Source organism: Pseudomonas sp. MPB26, from assembly GCF_046605355.1.
GTDB lineage: Bacteria > Pseudomonadota > Gammaproteobacteria > Pseudomonadales > Pseudomonadaceae > Aquipseudomonas > Aquipseudomonas cedrina.
Genome location: NZ_CP176793.1, coordinates 4869766 through 4886474 on the forward strand (window position 1 = coordinate 4869766; position 16709 = coordinate 4886474).

Below are 16709 nucleotides of genomic sequence, written 5' to 3' on the forward strand. Positions count from 1 at the left end.
TCAGACCCCCAGCTCTTGACGCTGGCGCTTCAAGTGCTCCGGCATCTCTTTGTAGACGTCTTCGAACATGGTCGCGGCGCTCGGGATCTGGCCGCCGGCCAGGGTGCCGTACTGTTCGGCTTCTTTTTGCGCTGCGATGACTTCGGCTTCAAGTTCGGCACTGACCGCCGCGTGTTCCTCGTCGGACCACTGGCCAATCTTGATCAGGTGCTGCTTGAGACGTGCAATCGGGTCGCCGAGCGGGAAGTGGCTCCAGTCGTCGGCGGGGCGGTATTTGGACGGATCGTCCGAGGTGGAGTGCGGACCGGCGCGGTAGGTGACCCACTCGATCAGCGTTGGCCCCAGGTTGCGGCGCGCACGTTCGGCGGCCCAGGCGGAGGCGGCGTACACGGCGATGAAATCGTTGCCGTCCACGCGCAGCGAGGCGATGCCGCAACCCACGCCGCGTCCGGCAAAGGTCGTGGCTTCACCGCCGGCAATCGCCTGGAAGGTGGAGATGGCCCACTGGTTGTTGACCACGTTGAGAATCACCGGGGCGCGGTACACATGGGCGAAGGTGAGGGCGGTGTGGAAGTCGGATTCGGCGGTGGCGCCGTCGCCGATCCAGGCGGAGGCGATCTTGGTATCGCCCTTGATCGCCGAAGCCATGCCCCAGCCCACGCCCTGTACGAACTGGGTGGCAAGGTTGCCGGAAATGGTGAAGAAGCCCGCGTCTTTCACCGAGTACATGATCGGCAATTGACGGCCCTTGAGCGGGTCACGCTCGTTGGACAGCAGTTGGCAGATCAGGTCCACCAGCGGCACGTCGCGAGCCATCAGGATGCTTTGCTGGCGGTAGGTGGGGAAGCACATGTCATCGATGTTCAAGGCCAGGGCCTGGGCGCTGCCGATGGCTTCTTCGCCGAGGCTCTGCATGTAAAACGACATTTTTTTCTGACGCTGGGCGACCACCATGCGGTTGTCGAAAATCCGCGTCTTGAGCATGGCACGCATGCCTTTGCGCAGGATCTCGACCGGCACCCCTTCGGCCCACGGGCCGAGCGCCTGGCCCTGGTCGTCGAGCACACGGATCAGGCCCTTGGCCAGGTCGGCGGTGTCGGCGGGTTCTACGTCAATGGCGGGTTTGCGCACCAGGCCGGCGTCGGTCAGGCGCAGGTAGGTAAAGTCGGTCTTGCAGCCTGGACGCCCCGAGGGTTCAGGGACGTGCAGGCGCAGCGGTTCGTATGGCTGGTTCATGGCTTTCTACGCTCTATCTTGTGAATTTCTTGTAGTGGGCGCGCTAGCTGACAGTCAGGCTCCGGATAGGAGAAATCTTGTCCTACAACAATCATAGGCGGGGCGTAGAAGAATATTTATCTGTGTTTCGTTGCGCTGACTATCATTTGCGGATAAAAAAACTGCATAAACATAATAAACAGGTGATTTTGTCTCATGCGCAAACTGGACCGTACCGATATCGGCATTCTCAACGCCCTGCAGGAGAACGCTCGCATCACCAACGCCGACCTGGCCCGTTCGGTCAACCTTTCGCCCACGCCGTGCTTCAACCGGGTCAAGGCGATGGAGGAGTTGGGGCTGATTCGCGAGCAGGTCACGCTGCTCGACGCCGACCTGCTGGGGCTGCACGTCAACGTATTCATCCACGTGAGCCTGGAAAAGCAGAACGAACTGGCGTTGCAGCAGTTCGAAAGCGCGATCTCCGACCGCCCGGAAGTGATGGAGTGCTACCTGATGGCCGGCGACCCGGACTACCTGATTCGCGTGCTGGTGCCGACGATCCAGGCGCTGGAGCGCTTCATGATGGACTTTTTGACCAAGGTGCCGGGCGTTGCCAATATCCGCTCGAGCTTTGCGCTCAAGCAGGTGCGCTACAAGACTGCGTTGCCGTTGCCGGCCAATGGCATCAGTTTGGGTGCCTGATTTACACCGCCCTCACTGACCCAACACCGCTCAAAATGTGGGAGCTGGCTTGCCTGCGATGGCGGTGGGCCAGTTGGCACATGTTTACCTGATGTACCGCTATCGCAGCATAGGTATCTACACATCTTTGTAGTGAGCGGGCTTGTCCCGCGCTGGGCTGCGAAGCAGCCCCAAACCAGGCGACCGGATTCACCTGAAGCTCGGCGATGCCTTTATTGGGGCGGCTTCGCCACCCAGCGCGGGACAAGCCCGCTCACTACAGGGATACTTTTCAGTCGTTGAAAGTTGTGTAGATACCTATGGCTATCGCAGGCAAGCCAGCTCCCGCAGGGATAAGCATTTCAAAGTTGGTTGAGCGGGATCTTCAGGTAGGTCACACCATTCGCTTCCGCCGGCGGCATATTCCCCGCCCGTACATTCACCTGAATCGCGGGCAACAATAACGTCGGCATCCCCAGCCCCGCATCGCGGGTCGTACGCATCTGCACAAACGCCGCTTCATCGATGCCGTCATGCACATGAATATTCCCCGCCCGCTGCTCCTTCACGGTGGTCCGGCACTTCGCCTCACGCCCCTCTGGCGGGTAGTCATGGCACACATAAAGTTCGGTTTCCAAAGGATAGGCCAGCAACTTGCGCATCGATGCATACAGCTGCCGCGCATCCCCACCCGGAAAATCACAGCGCGCCGTGCCCACATCCGGCATGAACAGCGTGTCGCCCACCAGGATCAAGCGGTCGTCAATCAGATAGGCCATGTCCGCCGGCGTATGCCCCGGCACGTGCAGCGCCTGGGCCTTGATGTTGCCGATATGAAACACCTCATCCGGCGCAAACAAGTGATCGAACTGCGAGCCGTCCACGCGAAACTCCGGCTCCAGGTTGAACAGGTTCTTGAACACGTCCTGCACTTTGCTGATGGACTGGCCAATGGCGATCTTGCCGCCCAGCGTGCGTCGCAGGTAAGGCGCGGCGGACAGGTGATCGGCATGGGCGTGGGTTTCCAGCAGCCATTGCACCTGCAGCCGATGTTCGCGCACATAGGCGATCACCTTGTCGGCCTGGCGCGTGTCGGTGCGGCCCGAAGCCGGATCGTAATTGAGCACCGAGTCGACGATGGCACAGGGGCCATCATCGGCCTCGTGCAGCACGTAGGTGAAGGTCGACGATGCCTCGTCCAGAAAGGCTTGAATCAACGCGGGCATGGCGGCGGTCCTTGATGGTGGATTGCGGCTTACATTCGAGATGTTTTCCACATAGGCTTGCGAGCTTAAGGGAAAAAAACGGTCCGAGGCAAAGGATCGACCTGTAACGGGACGTGACGCCACACGGCAACGCCCCTTGTGTGCATTGACGATAAAAGGCGATAGACCATGACCGAACAACACTGGGGCCCAACCATCAGTGGCGATATCGTCGTCATCGGCGGCGGCTCGGCGGGCATCGGCCTGCTGGCCAGCCTGCTCAAGCGCGAACCCGGGCTGAATATCACCCTGATCGAACCCAACGAACACCACTATTACCAACCCGCCTGGACGTTGGTGGGCGGCGGCGCCTACGACGTGAAAAAGACCCGCCGTCCGCTGGCTGGCGTGCTGCCCAATGGCATCACCTGGGTGCAGGCCGCCGTCACCGAGGTGCTGCCGGACGAGCACACCCTGGTTCTCGACAGCGGCCAGCGCGTCAGTTGGCAGCACCTGATCGTTTGCCCCGGCCTGCGCCTGGCCTGGGAGAAGGTTGAAGGGCTGCAAGACACCCTTGGCCAAAACGGTGTCACCTCCAACTACAGTTACCAGCACGCCGCCTACACCTGGCAGTTGGTGCAGCAGCTCAAGGGCGGCAAGGCGATCTTCACGCAGCCGGCCATGCCGATCAAATGCGCAGGCGCGCCGCAAAAAGCCTTGTACCTGTCCTGCGATCACTGGCTCAAGCAGGGTGTTCTTAAAAATATCGACGTTGAATTCAACCTGGCCGGCGCCGCGCTGTTCGGCGTGGCGACCTTTGTGCCGCCGTTGATGAAATACGTGGAGAAATACAACGCGCGCCTGGCGTTCAATGCCAATCTGGTGAAAGTCGACGGCCCGGCCCGCAAGGCCTGGTTCGAGGTGAAGGACGCCGAGGGCAATGTCCGCGTCGAAGAAAAGTCCTTCGACCTGCTGCACGTGGTCCCACCGCAGGCGTCCCCGGATTTCATCCGCCAAAGCCCGCTGGCCGACGCGGCCGGCTGGTGCGAAGTGAACCCCCACAGCCTGCAACATTTGCGCTACCCGCACGTCTTCGGGCTGGGGGACGTGTGCGGCACCACCAATGCCAAGACCGCCGCCGCCGTGCGCAAGCAGATCGTGGTGGTTGCCGAAAACCTGCTGGCGCTGCGCAAGCAGGCGCCGCTGCCGCTCAAGTACGACGGCTACGGTTCCTGCCCGTTGACGGTGGAGAAGGGCAAGGTGGTGCTGGCCGAGTTCGGCTATGGCGGCAAGCTGCTGCCGACCTTTCCCTTGGACCCTACCCGGGCACGACGGTCGATGTGGTTCCTCAAGGCCACCATGCTGCCGTGGTTCTACTGGAACGGCATGCTCAAGGGCCGCGAGTGGCTGACCCGTCTGAGCAAGGTGGACTGAATGCTGCTGGCCGGTGTGTTGGGATTGTTGATGGGCCTGGTTATGGGCCTGACTGGCGCGGGCGGCGGCATCCTCGGGGTGCCGGCGCTGGTGCTGGGTCTGGGCCTGAGCATGACCCAGGCCGCGCCGGTGTCGCTGCTCGCCGTTGGCGCGGCGGCGGCGGTGGGCGCGCTTGACGGTTTGCGCCATGGCCTGGTGCGCTACCGCGCCGCGTTGTTGATCGCGTTGCTCGGCGCTCTGTTTTCGCCGGTGGGGGTGTTTCTCGCCCACCAATTGCCGGAAGCCGTGCTGATGGGCCTGTTCAGCGCGTTGATGGTGCTGGTGGCCTGGCGCATGTTGCGGCGGGAAAAACCTGAAGCCGGGCCGAGTGACCATGGCACCGCATCCTGGGCCCAGAAGAACTGCATGCTCGACCAGCAGACCGGGCGCTTCGCCTGGACCGCCAAATGCAGCGCGACCCTGGCGGCCCTCGGCGCGGTAACGGGCGCGGTATCGGGCTTGCTCGGCGTGGGCGGTGGCTTCCTGATTGTGCCGGCGTTCAAGCAACTCACCGATGTGCAGATGCGCGGCATTGTCGCCACGTCCCTGATGGTGATCAGCCTGCTTTCGCTCATCGGCGTCGCCGGCGCGTTGCATGCCGGCGTGCGCATCGAGCCGCTGGGCTGGGTGTTTATCGGCGCAAGCGTCGTCGGCATGCTGGCCGGGCGACGCCTGTGTTCGGTGATCCCCGCGCGCGCCTTGCAGGTGGGGTTTGCCAGCCTGTGTGTGGTAGTAGCGATAGGAATGCTATTTAACGCCTTGCGTTGAACCTGTGGCGAGCAGGCTGGATGTGGATGTGGCGAGCGGGATTGTTGTGGCGAGCGGGCTTGCCCCGCGTTGGGGTGCGAAGCGCCCCCAATGAAGACGAATGCGGAGTATCAGACATTCCTCTGCGCCTGGTTTTGGGGCTGCTTCGCACCCCAACGCGGGGCAAGCCCGCTCGCCACAACAAGCCGCCACACAGATCCAGTTTGCTGCACGATAGCGCCAACGCCTGCCGTCAGGCCTGCTCCAGCTGGGCCAGCCGTTCTTCGAGCGCTGCTATCCGCGCTTCCAGTTCTTCGATCCGGTCCGCCGAAACCCCGGCCCCGCGCTCGACGGGGCTGCCCCGCGCCGACAGGATCGCTTCGATATCCGCCGGATCCCCCAGCGCATGGGTATAACGATCTTCGCGCTGCCCCGCCTGACGCGGCACCAACAACGCCAGCCCCCGCGCAATCAGGCGCTCCAGTTGATGCACCACCTGTTCGGCATCCTCGAAGTCGTGCATGCGCCCGCTGCGTGTCAACAGTTCATTGACGGTCTGCGGGCCGCGCAAAAACAGCAGCCCGGTGAGGATCACCTGGGCCGGCACCAGTTCCAGCGCCTTGTCCACGCGATGCTCCCAGCGGTCGGCACGGCTGCCCATCACCAGGCGGGTAAAGCCTTGGCCCTCCAGCGCGCGCAGGCTCTGGCCCACCTGGCCCTGGCTCAGGTTCATGACCGGCTCGCGACTGGTCTTCTGGTTGCAGGCCAGCACCAGGGCATTGAGGGTCAAGGGGTAGGTTTCCGGGTTGGTCGCCTGTTTTTCGATCAGGCAGCCCAGGACGCGAATTTCCGTGCTGTTCAGGCGCGGCTCAGGGGTGTCGGTGTCGTGCTCGGCGGTCATCGCGCTTTCCCTATGCAGTGAACTGCTTAGCCTAATCCCGAAAAAATAAAAGACAAGCAATGGGTATGGCTATAATCGCCGCTGGTTCCAATCCTGCCTTTAATCGCGAGACTGCCATGACTATTTCCCTGTACGCCGCCTCCATCCCCGTCTTCAAGCAAATGCTCACCGCCCTGAGCGGTGTGTTGACCAAGGCCGAAGCCCACGCCAGCGCCAAGAACATCGAGCCGAACGCCTTGCTGCAGGCGCGCCTGTTCCCGGACATGTTCCAACTGGTGCGCCAGGTGCAGATCGCCGTCGACTTCGCCAAGGGCGTGTCCGCGCGCCTGGCCGAGATCGAAGTGCCGAAATATGAAGACACCGAAGTCACCTTCGCCGACCTGCAAGCGCTGATCGCCAAGGTCCTGGCGTTCGTCGACACCATCGCGCCTGAGCAGATCGACGGCAAGGAAGGCATCGAGATCGTCACCCGCCCAGGCACGCCAAAAGAGAAACGCTTCAGCGGCCAGTCCTACCTGCTGACCTACGGTCTGCCGCAGTTCTTCTTCCACGTCACCACCGCTTACGCCTTGCTGCGTCACAACGGTGTGGAAGTGGGCAAACGCGATTACATGGGCGCGTTCTAAACCCAGGCCCACAAGGCAGTCTGGGGCCGTGCCTGGATGCACGGCCCCAGGGGTCGAAAAGCACGCCGCCGGTTCATCACTTTTTGTCGGGCTGTTTCACGCGTGTTCAAACAGCCGGGCAATTTTCTCCGAAAGTGCCGTCGATGAAATCAATACCAGCTTTTGGCCTGCGCGAGTCATCGCCATGTAGAGTTTGCGGGCATTCTGCTCCAGCTCGTCGGCGGTCACGTTTTCGTTTTGTACGAGACTGAGTAACTTTTCCAGCCCGACCAGAAACACCACCGGGGCTTCCAGTCCGGTTGCACTTTCGACCGTGGCGATTCGTAGGCTGTCATCATGACCGGGCCCGGCATCCGTCTCGTTCATGTCCCAGATTCGATCGGTGCCAAAGCGCGCCTTAAGCGTTTTGATCAAGAGTTTCTTGTCGATACTCTTGCCGTAGAGCAGCAACATTCCCGATAACGGCAATTCGACGCGCTTCTGATGGGCACAGATTTCATTGCAGACTTGTGCCACCGCATCCTGTCGTGACGGCGATAAGACAAACAGCGGTGGTGTTCCTGACTCCATACCTTCGAAGTCCGGCTGTAGATAATCGTCAGGATCGGTCTGGGTGATACCGGCCAGCATCTGGTTGGCGGCGCTCAGAATGGCCTGAGTGGTGCGGTACGATTTACGCAGCTTTTTGGTTTTACCGGCCACATCGAGACCGACCCGTTTCCAACTGAGGCGGCTTTTCAGGAATCCCTGATTCGGATCGGCACACAGAAACAGCGTCCCTTCGGTCCGCTTCAGCGTGAGTTTGATCAGTTGGAACCATGAGGGCGCGAAGAACTGAGCCTCGTCCACCAGAATGTGGTGATAGGGTTCGAGTTTTTCAGGACGATTGGCCAGGCACAGATCGCGTGGCAGGGAGCTCCACATACGCAGACCGGACTGCTTGAACAAGGCCGCGGTTACCCGTTCGTACAACGCCCAAACTTGTTGGCGCTCCTCTTTTCGCAACGCAAAACCTTGGCCCGCTCGATCGACGTTGAGGTAGTCGGACGCGTCGACGACCACCGTATCGTTTATGAAGTTGAACTCATCGAGCAACTGTTCGTTACGCGGCTTCAGGTCAGGGTGGTCGAGGTCCCGAAAATGCTGAATAAGGTCGATGGTTTCCGTGTCATTCCCGGGCATTTTCAGCGTTTGCTTGAATAACCTGCGCCACTGCTTCGAGATCCAGCTCAGCGCGGTGACGATGCTCAGGTTTGCCGGTATTTCCCCATAGACGCGCTGCAGGCGGTGCTTGAGGTCTTTTACCACGGGAACGTTGTGGATCAGCATGAGTACCTGCTGATCAGGAAATTTTTTCGCCAGTATCAGCGCGCGGCTCGCGGCGATGAGCGTTTTTCCACTGCCTGCGACACCATTGATCAGCTTCACGGAAAAGTCGCCTGCCACTTCTGCCTGCTCATCCGGCAGTTCCAGATCCAGTTTGCTTGCCCACTCCTGCTGGGCATCCAGGAAGTAGCGCAGCGTCCGGGCATTGTTATCGCGCGAAAAATGACGGCGTGTGGTGAGCGTCCCGGCTATTTCAGCCTCTGGAAAGTAATGACCCATGAGGCTTTGCCTGGCGTCCGGTGGCAGCGTTTTAAGTAGCCTGGGCAACTGCTGCGCACCGGATTCAATGAAGGTTTTTTTTGACATCAGCCGTATGCCACGATCCTTGCAATGCCGTGTCCATAAAGCTTCGCTCTGATCCGAGTCGCAGCCCCACATCACGACCAGCTTGCGCAAGGCAGGGATGCCCGCTCGGGCCTCGAAGGTCGACAGTTGCTCCAGCGTCTGGGTGAATGTGGCCTGATCTTCAGTCGTAAACAATTGGCCCGGATCCAGGGTCTCGAACGGCAGTTCGCAAACCATCAGGGCCAGCCATTCAAGTTCACCGCGTTGCAGGAAAAAGTCCGGCGACCAGGTGTCCCGGGTCAGGCATTTGCGCACGACAAAGTCACCTTCAAGGCTCTTGAGCACCCGCTTGCACTGCAGTTGAGAGCCGGTGCTGCGTTGCCATTCGGGAATGAACAGGGTCATTGCGGGAAATCGACTTTACGGCATTGGCCGATTAACTGACGATATTGCTCCGCCCAGCCCTGTGCCACGTCGCTGGAACACACAATGCCGTGTTTCAGCTCCGGGCCGATGATGATCAGCTTGGTCATCGCTCTGGTAATGGACACATTCAGCCGCTCCGGCTGAAAGAAAAACTCACCGATTGCACTGATGAACGCCTCATCGCCACTGGCCAGAGACAGAATCACCAGCTCACGCTCCTGACCTTGCATGCGTTCGACCGTATCGGCCACGACTGTATTGGCCGCCTCTCGGCCGAACTGCCTGGCGAGTGCCTGGCGAATCGCGCGCCCCTGGGCGCGATAGGGCGTCACAATCCCGATTTCATGCAGTGGCAGCCCAAGTTCGAAGGCTTCCTGACACAATTGGACGACGCACTTTACGTCAGTCGGATTACGGTTGCGCGCCTTCGAGTCCGGCGTTGCGATGAACACCGCGCAGGCCTCTGGATCAAGTGCTTCACTGAAGACTCGCTCACGATGGGGCAGCAGCAGACGGTTTTCATTGGCACCCGCAGCACGTAAGCGCCCGTCGTAATACATCTGGCTGGGCCATTGTGTGAGCCAACGGTTCATCCGGTAGGTTTCTTCCAGCATCACGCAATGGTCGGCATCCTGGGCTGTCAGGCGTGCGAACACTGACATGGGGTCGTTGGACAGAATGGAGCGTGAAAGCAGCACGGGGGGCAGTTGTTTCTGGTCACCGATGAAAATGAATCGTTTGCCCTTGCGCATCGCCATCAAGGCAAGAGGCAGGGTAATCTGGCTGGCCTCGTCAAAGATGACGGTGTCGAAACTGTAATTGGCCAATGAACTGCACGTCGCGAAGGGCGTGGCGCCAATCACATAGCCCTGCCCGGCTTCAGGCAGGCGCTCCCATCTGGCGGGCTCAGCTTCCCAATCTACGTGCTTGTCGAGGTCTTCGCGGCTGCCGCCGACCTTGAGCGTCGGTACTTTGCGGTCGGCGATCTTGCTCAAGGCATTGTTGATCGCCATGTGCGTATGCGAAGTGACGAACACGCGTTCGCCCCGGTCCACCAGCAATTGAGCAATCAGCGCCAGCGCCCGGGTCTTGCCGGTGCCTGGCGGTCCCTGGATGCAGGCAATCTGCTCTGCGCCCAGCGCAAGGCCCACGGCCTCGGCTTGTTTCTTGTTGCAGCCCTCAGCGCGTGCGATCCGTTCGCCGTAGTCGACGTCGAGGTCATAAAAGCTGATGTCGGGAGCGTTGCCGAGCAGTGGCAGGATTGCATTATTTCCCTGCGCGTCGCTCTCGATGTCTTGCAGGGTTTGTATGTAGCGTGGGGTCAGATCAATGCCATCGGGGTCGGCGTAACAAACACCTTCCTCATAGCTCTCCCAGATCAGCATGGCCCTATCGGAGCTGAGCAGCCAACGGTCGTCCTCTTCCTTCTCGAACTTCATGCCCTGGCACAATAGAGGGCCCTGGGCGTCGCCCAGATGAACCCGCAGCAAATCGCCTGCTCGAAAGCGTGACTCGTTGCCGTCGATGTAAGCCCACAAATGTTTGGGTTTTTCACCGCGTTCGAGCCGGATGAAGCCCTGTGTCCAGCCTTGCAACAACTTGTCTTGCAGCGGGCGTTTCCATACTTCATCCAGTTTCTGCAGATTGGCAGCTTGCTCCGCATAAATGAATTCGTACAGTTTTTGAATCAGTGGATTTTGTCCAGACATGGCGGGTGAACAATCCTTATCGACCGAGGCATGTCCTGGCAGTGTTACACAATGTTTGCGGTGGTTGCGAGTCAGGGGTTACACACCGTGCCCCCTGATAAATCGCCAGGGCGTCTCGCGAGGGGGAGCGGCGCCGGCTCTGTTATCCACCCATAGGCCAGGGGCGTTCGTTGATGAACGGCCCCGGTTTTTGACGTTCAAGTCGGCTGTTCTTCCTTGCCCAGGCAAGCGGCAGCAGTGAACAGCACATCGGTGGACGAATTGAGCGCGGTTTCCGCCGAGTCCTGCAGCACGCCGATGATGAAGCCTACGGCCACCACCTGCATGGCAATTTCACTCGGAATGCCAAATAGACTGCACGCCAATGGAATCAGCAGCAGCGACCCCCCCGCGACGCCCGACGCACCGCAGGCGCAGATGGCCGCAACGACGCTGAGCAGCACGGCGGTCGGCAGGTCGACGGCGATGCCCAGGGTGTGCACGGCGGCCAGGGTCAGCACGGTGATGGTGATGGCGGCGCCGGCCATGTTGATGGTGGCACCCAGCGGGATCGACACCGAGTAGGTGTCTTCATGCAGGCCCAGGCGTTTGCTCAACGCCAGGTTGACCGGAATGTTCGCCGCCGAGCTGCGGGTAAAGAATGCGGTGATCCCGCTTTCGCGCAGGCACAGCAGCACCAGCGGGTAGGGGTTGCGGCGCAGCTTCCAGAACACGATGGCCGGGTTGACCACCAGCGCGACGAACAGCATGCAGCCGATCAACACCACCAGCAGGTGAGCATAGCCGAGCAGGGCGCCGAAGCCGGAGGTGGCCAGGGTCGAGGCCACCAGGCCGAAAATGCCCAACGGTGCGAAGCGGATCACCACACGCACGATCAACGTGACGCCGTTGGACAGGTCGTCGAGCACGGTGCGGGTGGTTTCGCCGGCATGGCGAATGGCAATACCCATGCCGATGGCCCAGGCCAGAATGCCAATGAAGTTGGCGTTCATCAGTGCGCTGACCGGGTTGTCCACCACGCTCAGCAGCAGACTTTGCAGCACCTCACCGATGCCGCCCGGCGCACTGACCGTCGTGTCGTGCGTGGCCAGTACCAGCGAGGAGGGGAACCACATGCTGGCAACCACCGCCACGACGGCAGCGGCAAAGGTACCCAGCAGGTACAGGAACAGGATCGGCTTGATATGGGTTTCCTGGCCATGCTTGTGGTTGGCGATCGACGCCATCACCAGCACAAACACCAGGATTGGTGCCACCGCCTTGAGCGCGGTAACAAACACTTTGCCGATAAACCCGGTGGCCTTGGCCGCCTCGGGCAGCAGCAAAGCCAGGAGGATGCCGGCGATCAAGCCGATGACGATTTGCGTGACCAGGCTGACGCGTGTCAGGCGCTGGAACAGGGAGGGGGCAGCAGTCATAAACAGTTGTCTCTGATTTTTTTAGTAGGACGCAGCATTGCAGGCAGAAAGCGCTGTAGGAAGCAGGCGCAAAGTCTAGCATGCTGTAGGACGCGTCCCGTTTGGTGCGGCATTCCGTGTCAAGCGCTCGTAGGGTTTCGCCAGGCGCCTGCTGGCGTCAGGGCAGGGTGGTGAACAACTCCCGGCGCGCACCTTCGGTAATCGCGACGATGCCGGGGTGCTTGACCTTGCGCTCCACCGAGATCGCGTAGAACGACTCGGTCACGGCAACAGTCTGGCCGATCAGCGCCACGCCGTACTGGCGCACCACCTCATCGGCGATCACGCTGGGGGCGATAAAGATCCCGCTGCCGGATTGGCCGAATGCCTGCATCAAGGCGCTGTCATCGAATTCGCCGATGATCTTCGGTTGAATCTGCTGCTCGGCAAACCAGCGCTGCAAGCGGCTGCGCACCACGGTTTCCGCGCCGGGAATCAACAAGGGCGCACCGTGCAGGCACTGGGGGAATTCACCGCCGTAGGTGTCGGCCAAGGCCTGGGTGGCGAAAAAACTGATGCCGCATTCGCCCAGCTTCTGGCTGTAGCCCTTGATATCCAGGTGCGTCGGCATGGGGCTGTCGGAAATCACCAGGTCCAGGCGTTGGATCGCCAGGTCGGCCAGCAGGCGTTCGAGTTTGTCCTCGCGACAGGTGATGCGGATCGGCTCGCTCAGCTCCATGGTCGGCGCGATCAGCCGGTAGACGATGGACTTGGGCACCACGTCCGCCACCCCGACGCGAAATGGGATCTGTTGTTCATCGGGCTGGGCACGCAGCATGGCTTCCAATTCATTGCCGGTCTGGAACATGTGCTCGGCGTAGGGCAGGGCCTGGCGTCCGGCTTCGGTCAGTTCCAGCTGGCGGCCGACGCGTTGAAACAGCGCGATACCAAAGGTCTGCTCCAGCAGGCTGATCTGCCCACTGATGGTCTGGGGCGTGAGGTTGAGCTGCTCGCACGCGCGCACGATGCTGCCGGTCTTGGCTACCACCCAGAAGTAGTGCAGTTGTCGGTAATTGAGCATAACGGTCATTACTTCGTAAAAATCGAAGTATACGCTAGAAAAATACGAATTTTCCTGAACTGTCAGCCTGCCTAGAATGCCTCGCTATCGCGGGGCCACTATTTGGACCCAATGGTTCTAACGAGGAAATACATCATGAAACTCAATTCCCTGGGCGCGGCATCGCTGCTTGCGCTTTCATTGGTGATGACCAGCGGTTGCGATCAGGTCGAAAAAAGCGCACAGCAAGTGCTGGGCAAGGCGACCGAATCGGCCAAGCAAGCGATCGATGACACCCAGAAGGCCGCCGAACAGGCATTGAGCGAAGCGACAAACGGCCTGATCAACCCGCAAAAAAAGGATGATCAGGAAGACGAAGCGTCAGAATCGAACAGTAAAGAAGCCTAATTTCCCGCACAACGTCAGGACTGACCTATGGACTACCTTTTACAGCTGGCCGCCAGCCCCACCGCCTGGGTTGCCCTGGCGACCTTGATCGTCATGGAAATCGTGCTGGGCATCGATAACCTGATCTTTATCTCGATCCTCACCAACAAGCTTCCCGAGAAGCACCGGGCCAAGGCGCGGCGCATCGGTATCAGCATGGCGTTGATCCTGCGCCTGGGCCTGTTGAGCACCATCGCGTTTATCGTGCAACTGACCACGCCGGTGTTCGAAGTGTTCGGCCAGGGTTTCTCGTGGAAGGACATGATCCTGATCGCCGGTGGCCTGTTCCTGGTGTGGAAGGCGACCACCGAGATCCATCACAGCATGGACCCGGAGCCCGAAGAGAAAGCCAGCGTCGGCAATACGGTTGCCATCGGCTTTGCGGCGGCCATCGGGCAGATCCTGTTGCTCGACCTGGTGTTCTCCATCGACAGCATCATTACCGCCGTGGGCATGACCGAGCACTTGCCGATCATGATCATTGCCGTGGTGACCTCGGTGATCGTGATGCTGGTGGCGGCCGAGCCGTTGGCCAAGTTCATCAACGACAACCCGACCGTGGTGATGCTGGCCCTGGGCTTCCTGATCATGATCGGCATGACGCTGATCGCCGAAGGCTTCGGTGCCCATGTGCCTAAAGGCTATGTGTATGCGGCCATGGCGTTCTCGGCGGCGATCGAGTGCCTGAACATCGCCCGGCGCAACCGCCACAAGCGTTTGCTTGCCGCTCGGCAGTAACCGCTGACGCAAAAGGCCGGCTGCGCTCACAAGAGCACAGCTGGCCTTTTGCTGTCTGGTAGAATTCGCGCACTTGATAGCGTGAGGTCCTACATGAACGAGCCGATTCGTCTTACCCAATACAGCCACGGCGCGGGATGTGGCTGCAAGATTTCGCCCCAGGTATTGGAGGTAATCCTCGCCGGCAGCGGTGCGCAAAACCTCGACCCTAACCTGTGGGTGGGCAACGCCTCGCGCGACGATGCGGCGGTCTACGCCATCGACGAGGAGCGCGGCGTGGTCTCCACCACTGACTTTTTCATGCCGATTGTCGATGACCCTTTCGACTTCGGGCGCATTGCCGCCACGAACGCCATCAGCGACATCTACGCCATGGGCGGCGACCCGTTGATGGCCATCGCCATTCTCGGCTGGCCGGTGAATGTGCTGGCACCGGAAATTGCCCGGGAAGTGATCCGTGGCGGGCGTTCGGTGTGCGACGAAGCCGGCATTCCCCTGGCGGGCGGCCATTCCATCGACGCGCCGGAACCGATCTTCGGGCTGGCCGTGACCGGCATCGTGCAAAAGCGCCACATGAAGCGCAACGACACGGCCACCGCCGGTTGCCGGCTGTACCTGACCAAGCCGATCGGCATCGGCATCCTCACCACCGCCGAGAAGAAGGGCAAGTTGCGTGAAGCCGACATCGGCCTGGCTCGCGACTGGATGTGTACCCTGAACAAGCCGGGCAGCCGTTTCGGCAAACTGGCGGGTGTCACGGCAATGACCGACGTGACCGGCTTCGGCCTGCTGGGCCATCTGGTGGAAATGGCTGACGGCAGCGGTGTGACGGCACGCATCGAATACGCAAAGGTCCCACGCCTGCCGGGGATCGAGGACTACCTGGACCAGGGCTGCATGCCGGGCGGTACCCTGCGCAACTTCGACAGTTACGCGAGCAAGCTCGGGCGCTTGCAAGAGTTGCACAAGCGCGTGCTGTGCGACCCGCAGACCAGTGGCGGGCTGTTGATCGCGGTCACCCCCGAAGGCGACGCCGAGTTCCACGCCGTGGCCGCCGAACTCGGGCTGGCCCTTGAGCCTATCGGCGCGCTGGTTGAGCGACAGACCCACGCGGTAGAGGTGTTTTGATGGCAACTGACATCACCGACTATCGCGACATCTTCCTCAATGACCGGCCGATGATGGATACCCGCGCGCCGGTCGAATTCGTCAAAGGCGCCTTTCCAGGCGTGGTCAACCTGCCCCTGATGACCGATGACGAGCGCCAGCGCGTCGGCACTTGCTACAAGCAGCAAGGGCAGCAGGCGGCAATCGTGCTGGGCCATGAGCTGGTGTCTGGGGCGGTCAAGGCGCAGCGCATCGAACAGTGGGCGCAGTTCGCCCAGGCCCATCCCGAGGGCTACCTGTATTGCTTTCGCGGCGGCTTGCGTTCACAGATCGTGCAGCAATGGCTCAAGACCGAGGCGGGCATTGACTACCCGCGTGTCGGCGGCGGCTACAAGGCCATGCGCGGCTTTTTGCTGGACACCGTCGAGCGCGCCGCCACCGAGTGTGATTTCGTGCTGCTGGGCGGCATGACCGGCACCGGCAAGACCGAAGTGCTCGGCCAGTTGCGCAACGCGCTGGATCTGGAGGGCCACGCCAACCATCGTGGTTCCAGCTTCGGCAAGCGCGCCACGGCGCAGCCGTCCAACATCGACTTCGAAAACCGCCTGGCGGTGGACCTGCTGAAAAAACGCGCGGCGGGTATCGAGCAGTTCGTGGTCGAGGACGAAAGCCGCATGATCGGCAGTTGTGCGCTGCCATTGCCGCTGCACAAGGGCATGCAGTCATTCCCCATGGTGTGGTTGGAAGACAGCGTTGAAGGGCGGGTCGAGCGGATCCTGCGCGATTACGTGGTGGACCTGTGTGCGGAGTTCGTCCAGATGTTCGGCGAGCAGGGCCAGGCCGTGTTTGCCGAACGGCTCACGCAGAGCCTGGCCAACATCCACAAGCGCCTGGGCGGTGAGCGTTTCCAGCGGTTGCAGGCGGTCATGCATGACGCCCTGACCGAGCAGGCGCGCAGCGGTGCGGTGGATGTGCACCGGGTGTGGATCGAAGGGTTATTGCGCGAGTATTACGACCCGATGTATGCGTTCCAGCGCGAAAGCAAGGGCGCGCGCATCGAGTTTGCAGGAGAGCAGGGTGCGGTGGTGGAGTATTTGCGCGAAAGAGTGGGGTGAACTTTCTGACGCCATCGCAGGCAAGCCAGCTCCCACCTTCGACTGCATTCACAGTTCGAAATGTGGGAGCTGGCTTGCCTGCGATGAGCATGGGTATCTACCCAACTTTCAACGGTGTGTGGCGAGGAGCTTGCTTGGCGGCCTTCGGGTCGACCGTTTTTTTGGGTTTGACCGAGTACATATCCGTT

15 protein-coding genes are annotated in these 16709 nt (G+C 60.8%); 8 read left to right on the top strand and 7 right to left on the bottom strand.

The window, feature by feature from the left end:
* Positions 1-1236 carry a 3-methyl-2-oxobutanoate dehydrogenase (2-methylpropanoyl-transferring) subunit alpha gene (locus tag ACLH0H_RS22590; RefSeq protein WP_411379696.1) on the bottom strand — a complete coding sequence of 412 codons (1236 nt, stop codon included), beginning with the start codon at positions 1234-1236 and terminating at the stop codon, positions 1-3.
* Between the two features lie 195 nt (positions 1237-1431).
* Here ACLH0H_RS22590 and bkdR point away from each other — a divergent pair, with 195 nt between their 5' ends.
* A complete protein-coding gene (gene bkdR / locus ACLH0H_RS22595) occupies positions 1432-1920 on the top strand; it encodes a Bkd operon transcriptional regulator BkdR (protein ID WP_076955126.1) in 489 nt (162 codons plus the stop codon).
* A 341-nt stretch (positions 1921-2261) separates the two neighbouring features.
* Here bkdR and ACLH0H_RS22600 read toward each other — a convergent pair whose 3' ends face one another.
* Positions 2262-3125, bottom strand: a complete 864-nt coding sequence (locus ACLH0H_RS22600; protein ID WP_411379697.1) for an MBL fold metallo-hydrolase — start codon at positions 3123-3125, stop codon at positions 2262-2264.
* Positions 3126-3293: 168 nt separating this feature from the next.
* Between ACLH0H_RS22600 and ACLH0H_RS22605 the strand changes: the two genes are divergently transcribed.
* The gene (locus ACLH0H_RS22605) at positions 3294-4538 is read left to right on the top strand and encodes an FAD-dependent oxidoreductase (RefSeq protein WP_411379698.1); all 1245 of its coding nucleotides are present in this window, start codon (positions 3294-3296) and stop codon (positions 4536-4538) included.
* Positions 4539-5345: a sulfite exporter TauE/SafE family protein gene (locus tag ACLH0H_RS22610; RefSeq protein ID WP_411379699.1), complete on the top strand. Its 807-nt coding sequence runs from the start codon at positions 4539-4541 to the stop codon at positions 5343-5345. It begins immediately after the preceding gene.
* Positions 5346-5577: 232 nt separating this feature from the next.
* Here the strand turns inward: ACLH0H_RS22610 and ACLH0H_RS22615 are convergent, their stop codons facing one another.
* A complete protein-coding gene (locus ACLH0H_RS22615) occupies positions 5578-6225 on the bottom strand; it encodes a YceH family protein (RefSeq protein WP_186690146.1) in 648 nt (215 codons plus the stop codon).
* A 116-nt stretch (positions 6226-6341) separates the two neighbouring features.
* Here ACLH0H_RS22615 and ACLH0H_RS22620 point away from each other — a divergent pair, with 116 nt between their 5' ends.
* Positions 6342-6851: a DUF1993 family protein gene (locus tag ACLH0H_RS22620; protein ID WP_076955152.1), complete on the top strand. Its 510-nt coding sequence runs from the start codon at positions 6342-6344 to the stop codon at positions 6849-6851.
* A gap of 96 nt (positions 6852-6947) precedes the next feature.
* Here the strand turns inward: ACLH0H_RS22620 and ACLH0H_RS22625 are convergent, their stop codons facing one another.
* The 4 genes from ACLH0H_RS22625 to nhaR all read right to left on the bottom strand — a co-directional run bounded on the left by ACLH0H_RS22625 (position 6948) and on the right by nhaR (position 13135).
* Positions 6948-8927, bottom strand: a complete 1980-nt coding sequence (locus tag ACLH0H_RS22625; RefSeq protein WP_411379700.1) for a 3'-5' exonuclease — start codon at positions 8925-8927, stop codon at positions 6948-6950.
* Positions 8924-10657 (bottom strand): DEAD/DEAH box helicase, encoded by a 1734-nt coding sequence (locus ACLH0H_RS22630; protein ID WP_411379701.1) that lies wholly within the window; start codon positions 10655-10657, stop codon positions 8924-8926. The genes ACLH0H_RS22625 and ACLH0H_RS22630 overlap by 4 nt, the downstream gene beginning before the upstream one ends.
* A gap of 197 nt (positions 10658-10854) precedes the next feature.
* Positions 10855-12075 (bottom strand): serine/threonine transporter SstT, encoded by a 1221-nt coding sequence (gene sstT / locus ACLH0H_RS22635; protein WP_411379702.1) that lies wholly within the window; start codon positions 12073-12075, stop codon positions 10855-10857.
* A 157-nt stretch (positions 12076-12232) separates the two neighbouring features.
* Entirely contained in the window at positions 12233-13135 is a 903-nt protein-coding gene (gene nhaR, locus ACLH0H_RS22640) for a transcriptional activator NhaR (RefSeq protein WP_411379703.1), read from the bottom strand.
* Positions 13136-13270: 135 nt separating this feature from the next.
* Between nhaR and ACLH0H_RS22645 the strand changes: the two genes are divergently transcribed.
* The 4 genes from ACLH0H_RS22645 to mnmH all read left to right on the top strand — a co-directional run bounded on the left by ACLH0H_RS22645 (position 13271) and on the right by mnmH (position 16521).
* Positions 13271-13522, top strand: coding sequence for a hypothetical protein (locus tag ACLH0H_RS22645; RefSeq protein ID WP_411379704.1), 252 nt, complete (start codon positions 13271-13273; stop codon positions 13520-13522).
* Positions 13523-13549: 27 nt separating this feature from the next.
* Complete coding sequence (locus tag ACLH0H_RS22650; RefSeq protein WP_064055477.1) at positions 13550-14299, top strand: TerC family protein; 750 nt, start codon at positions 13550-13552, stop codon at positions 14297-14299.
* A 93-nt stretch (positions 14300-14392) separates the two neighbouring features.
* Positions 14393-15427, top strand: coding sequence for a selenide, water dikinase SelD (gene selD / locus ACLH0H_RS22655; RefSeq protein ID WP_411379705.1), 1035 nt, complete (start codon positions 14393-14395; stop codon positions 15425-15427).
* A complete protein-coding gene (gene mnmH / locus ACLH0H_RS22660) occupies positions 15427-16521 on the top strand; it encodes a tRNA 2-selenouridine(34) synthase MnmH (protein ID WP_411379706.1) in 1095 nt (364 codons plus the stop codon). Before selD ends, mnmH begins: the two co-directional genes overlap by 1 nt.
* The last annotated feature ends 188 nt before the right edge of the window (positions 16522-16709 follow it).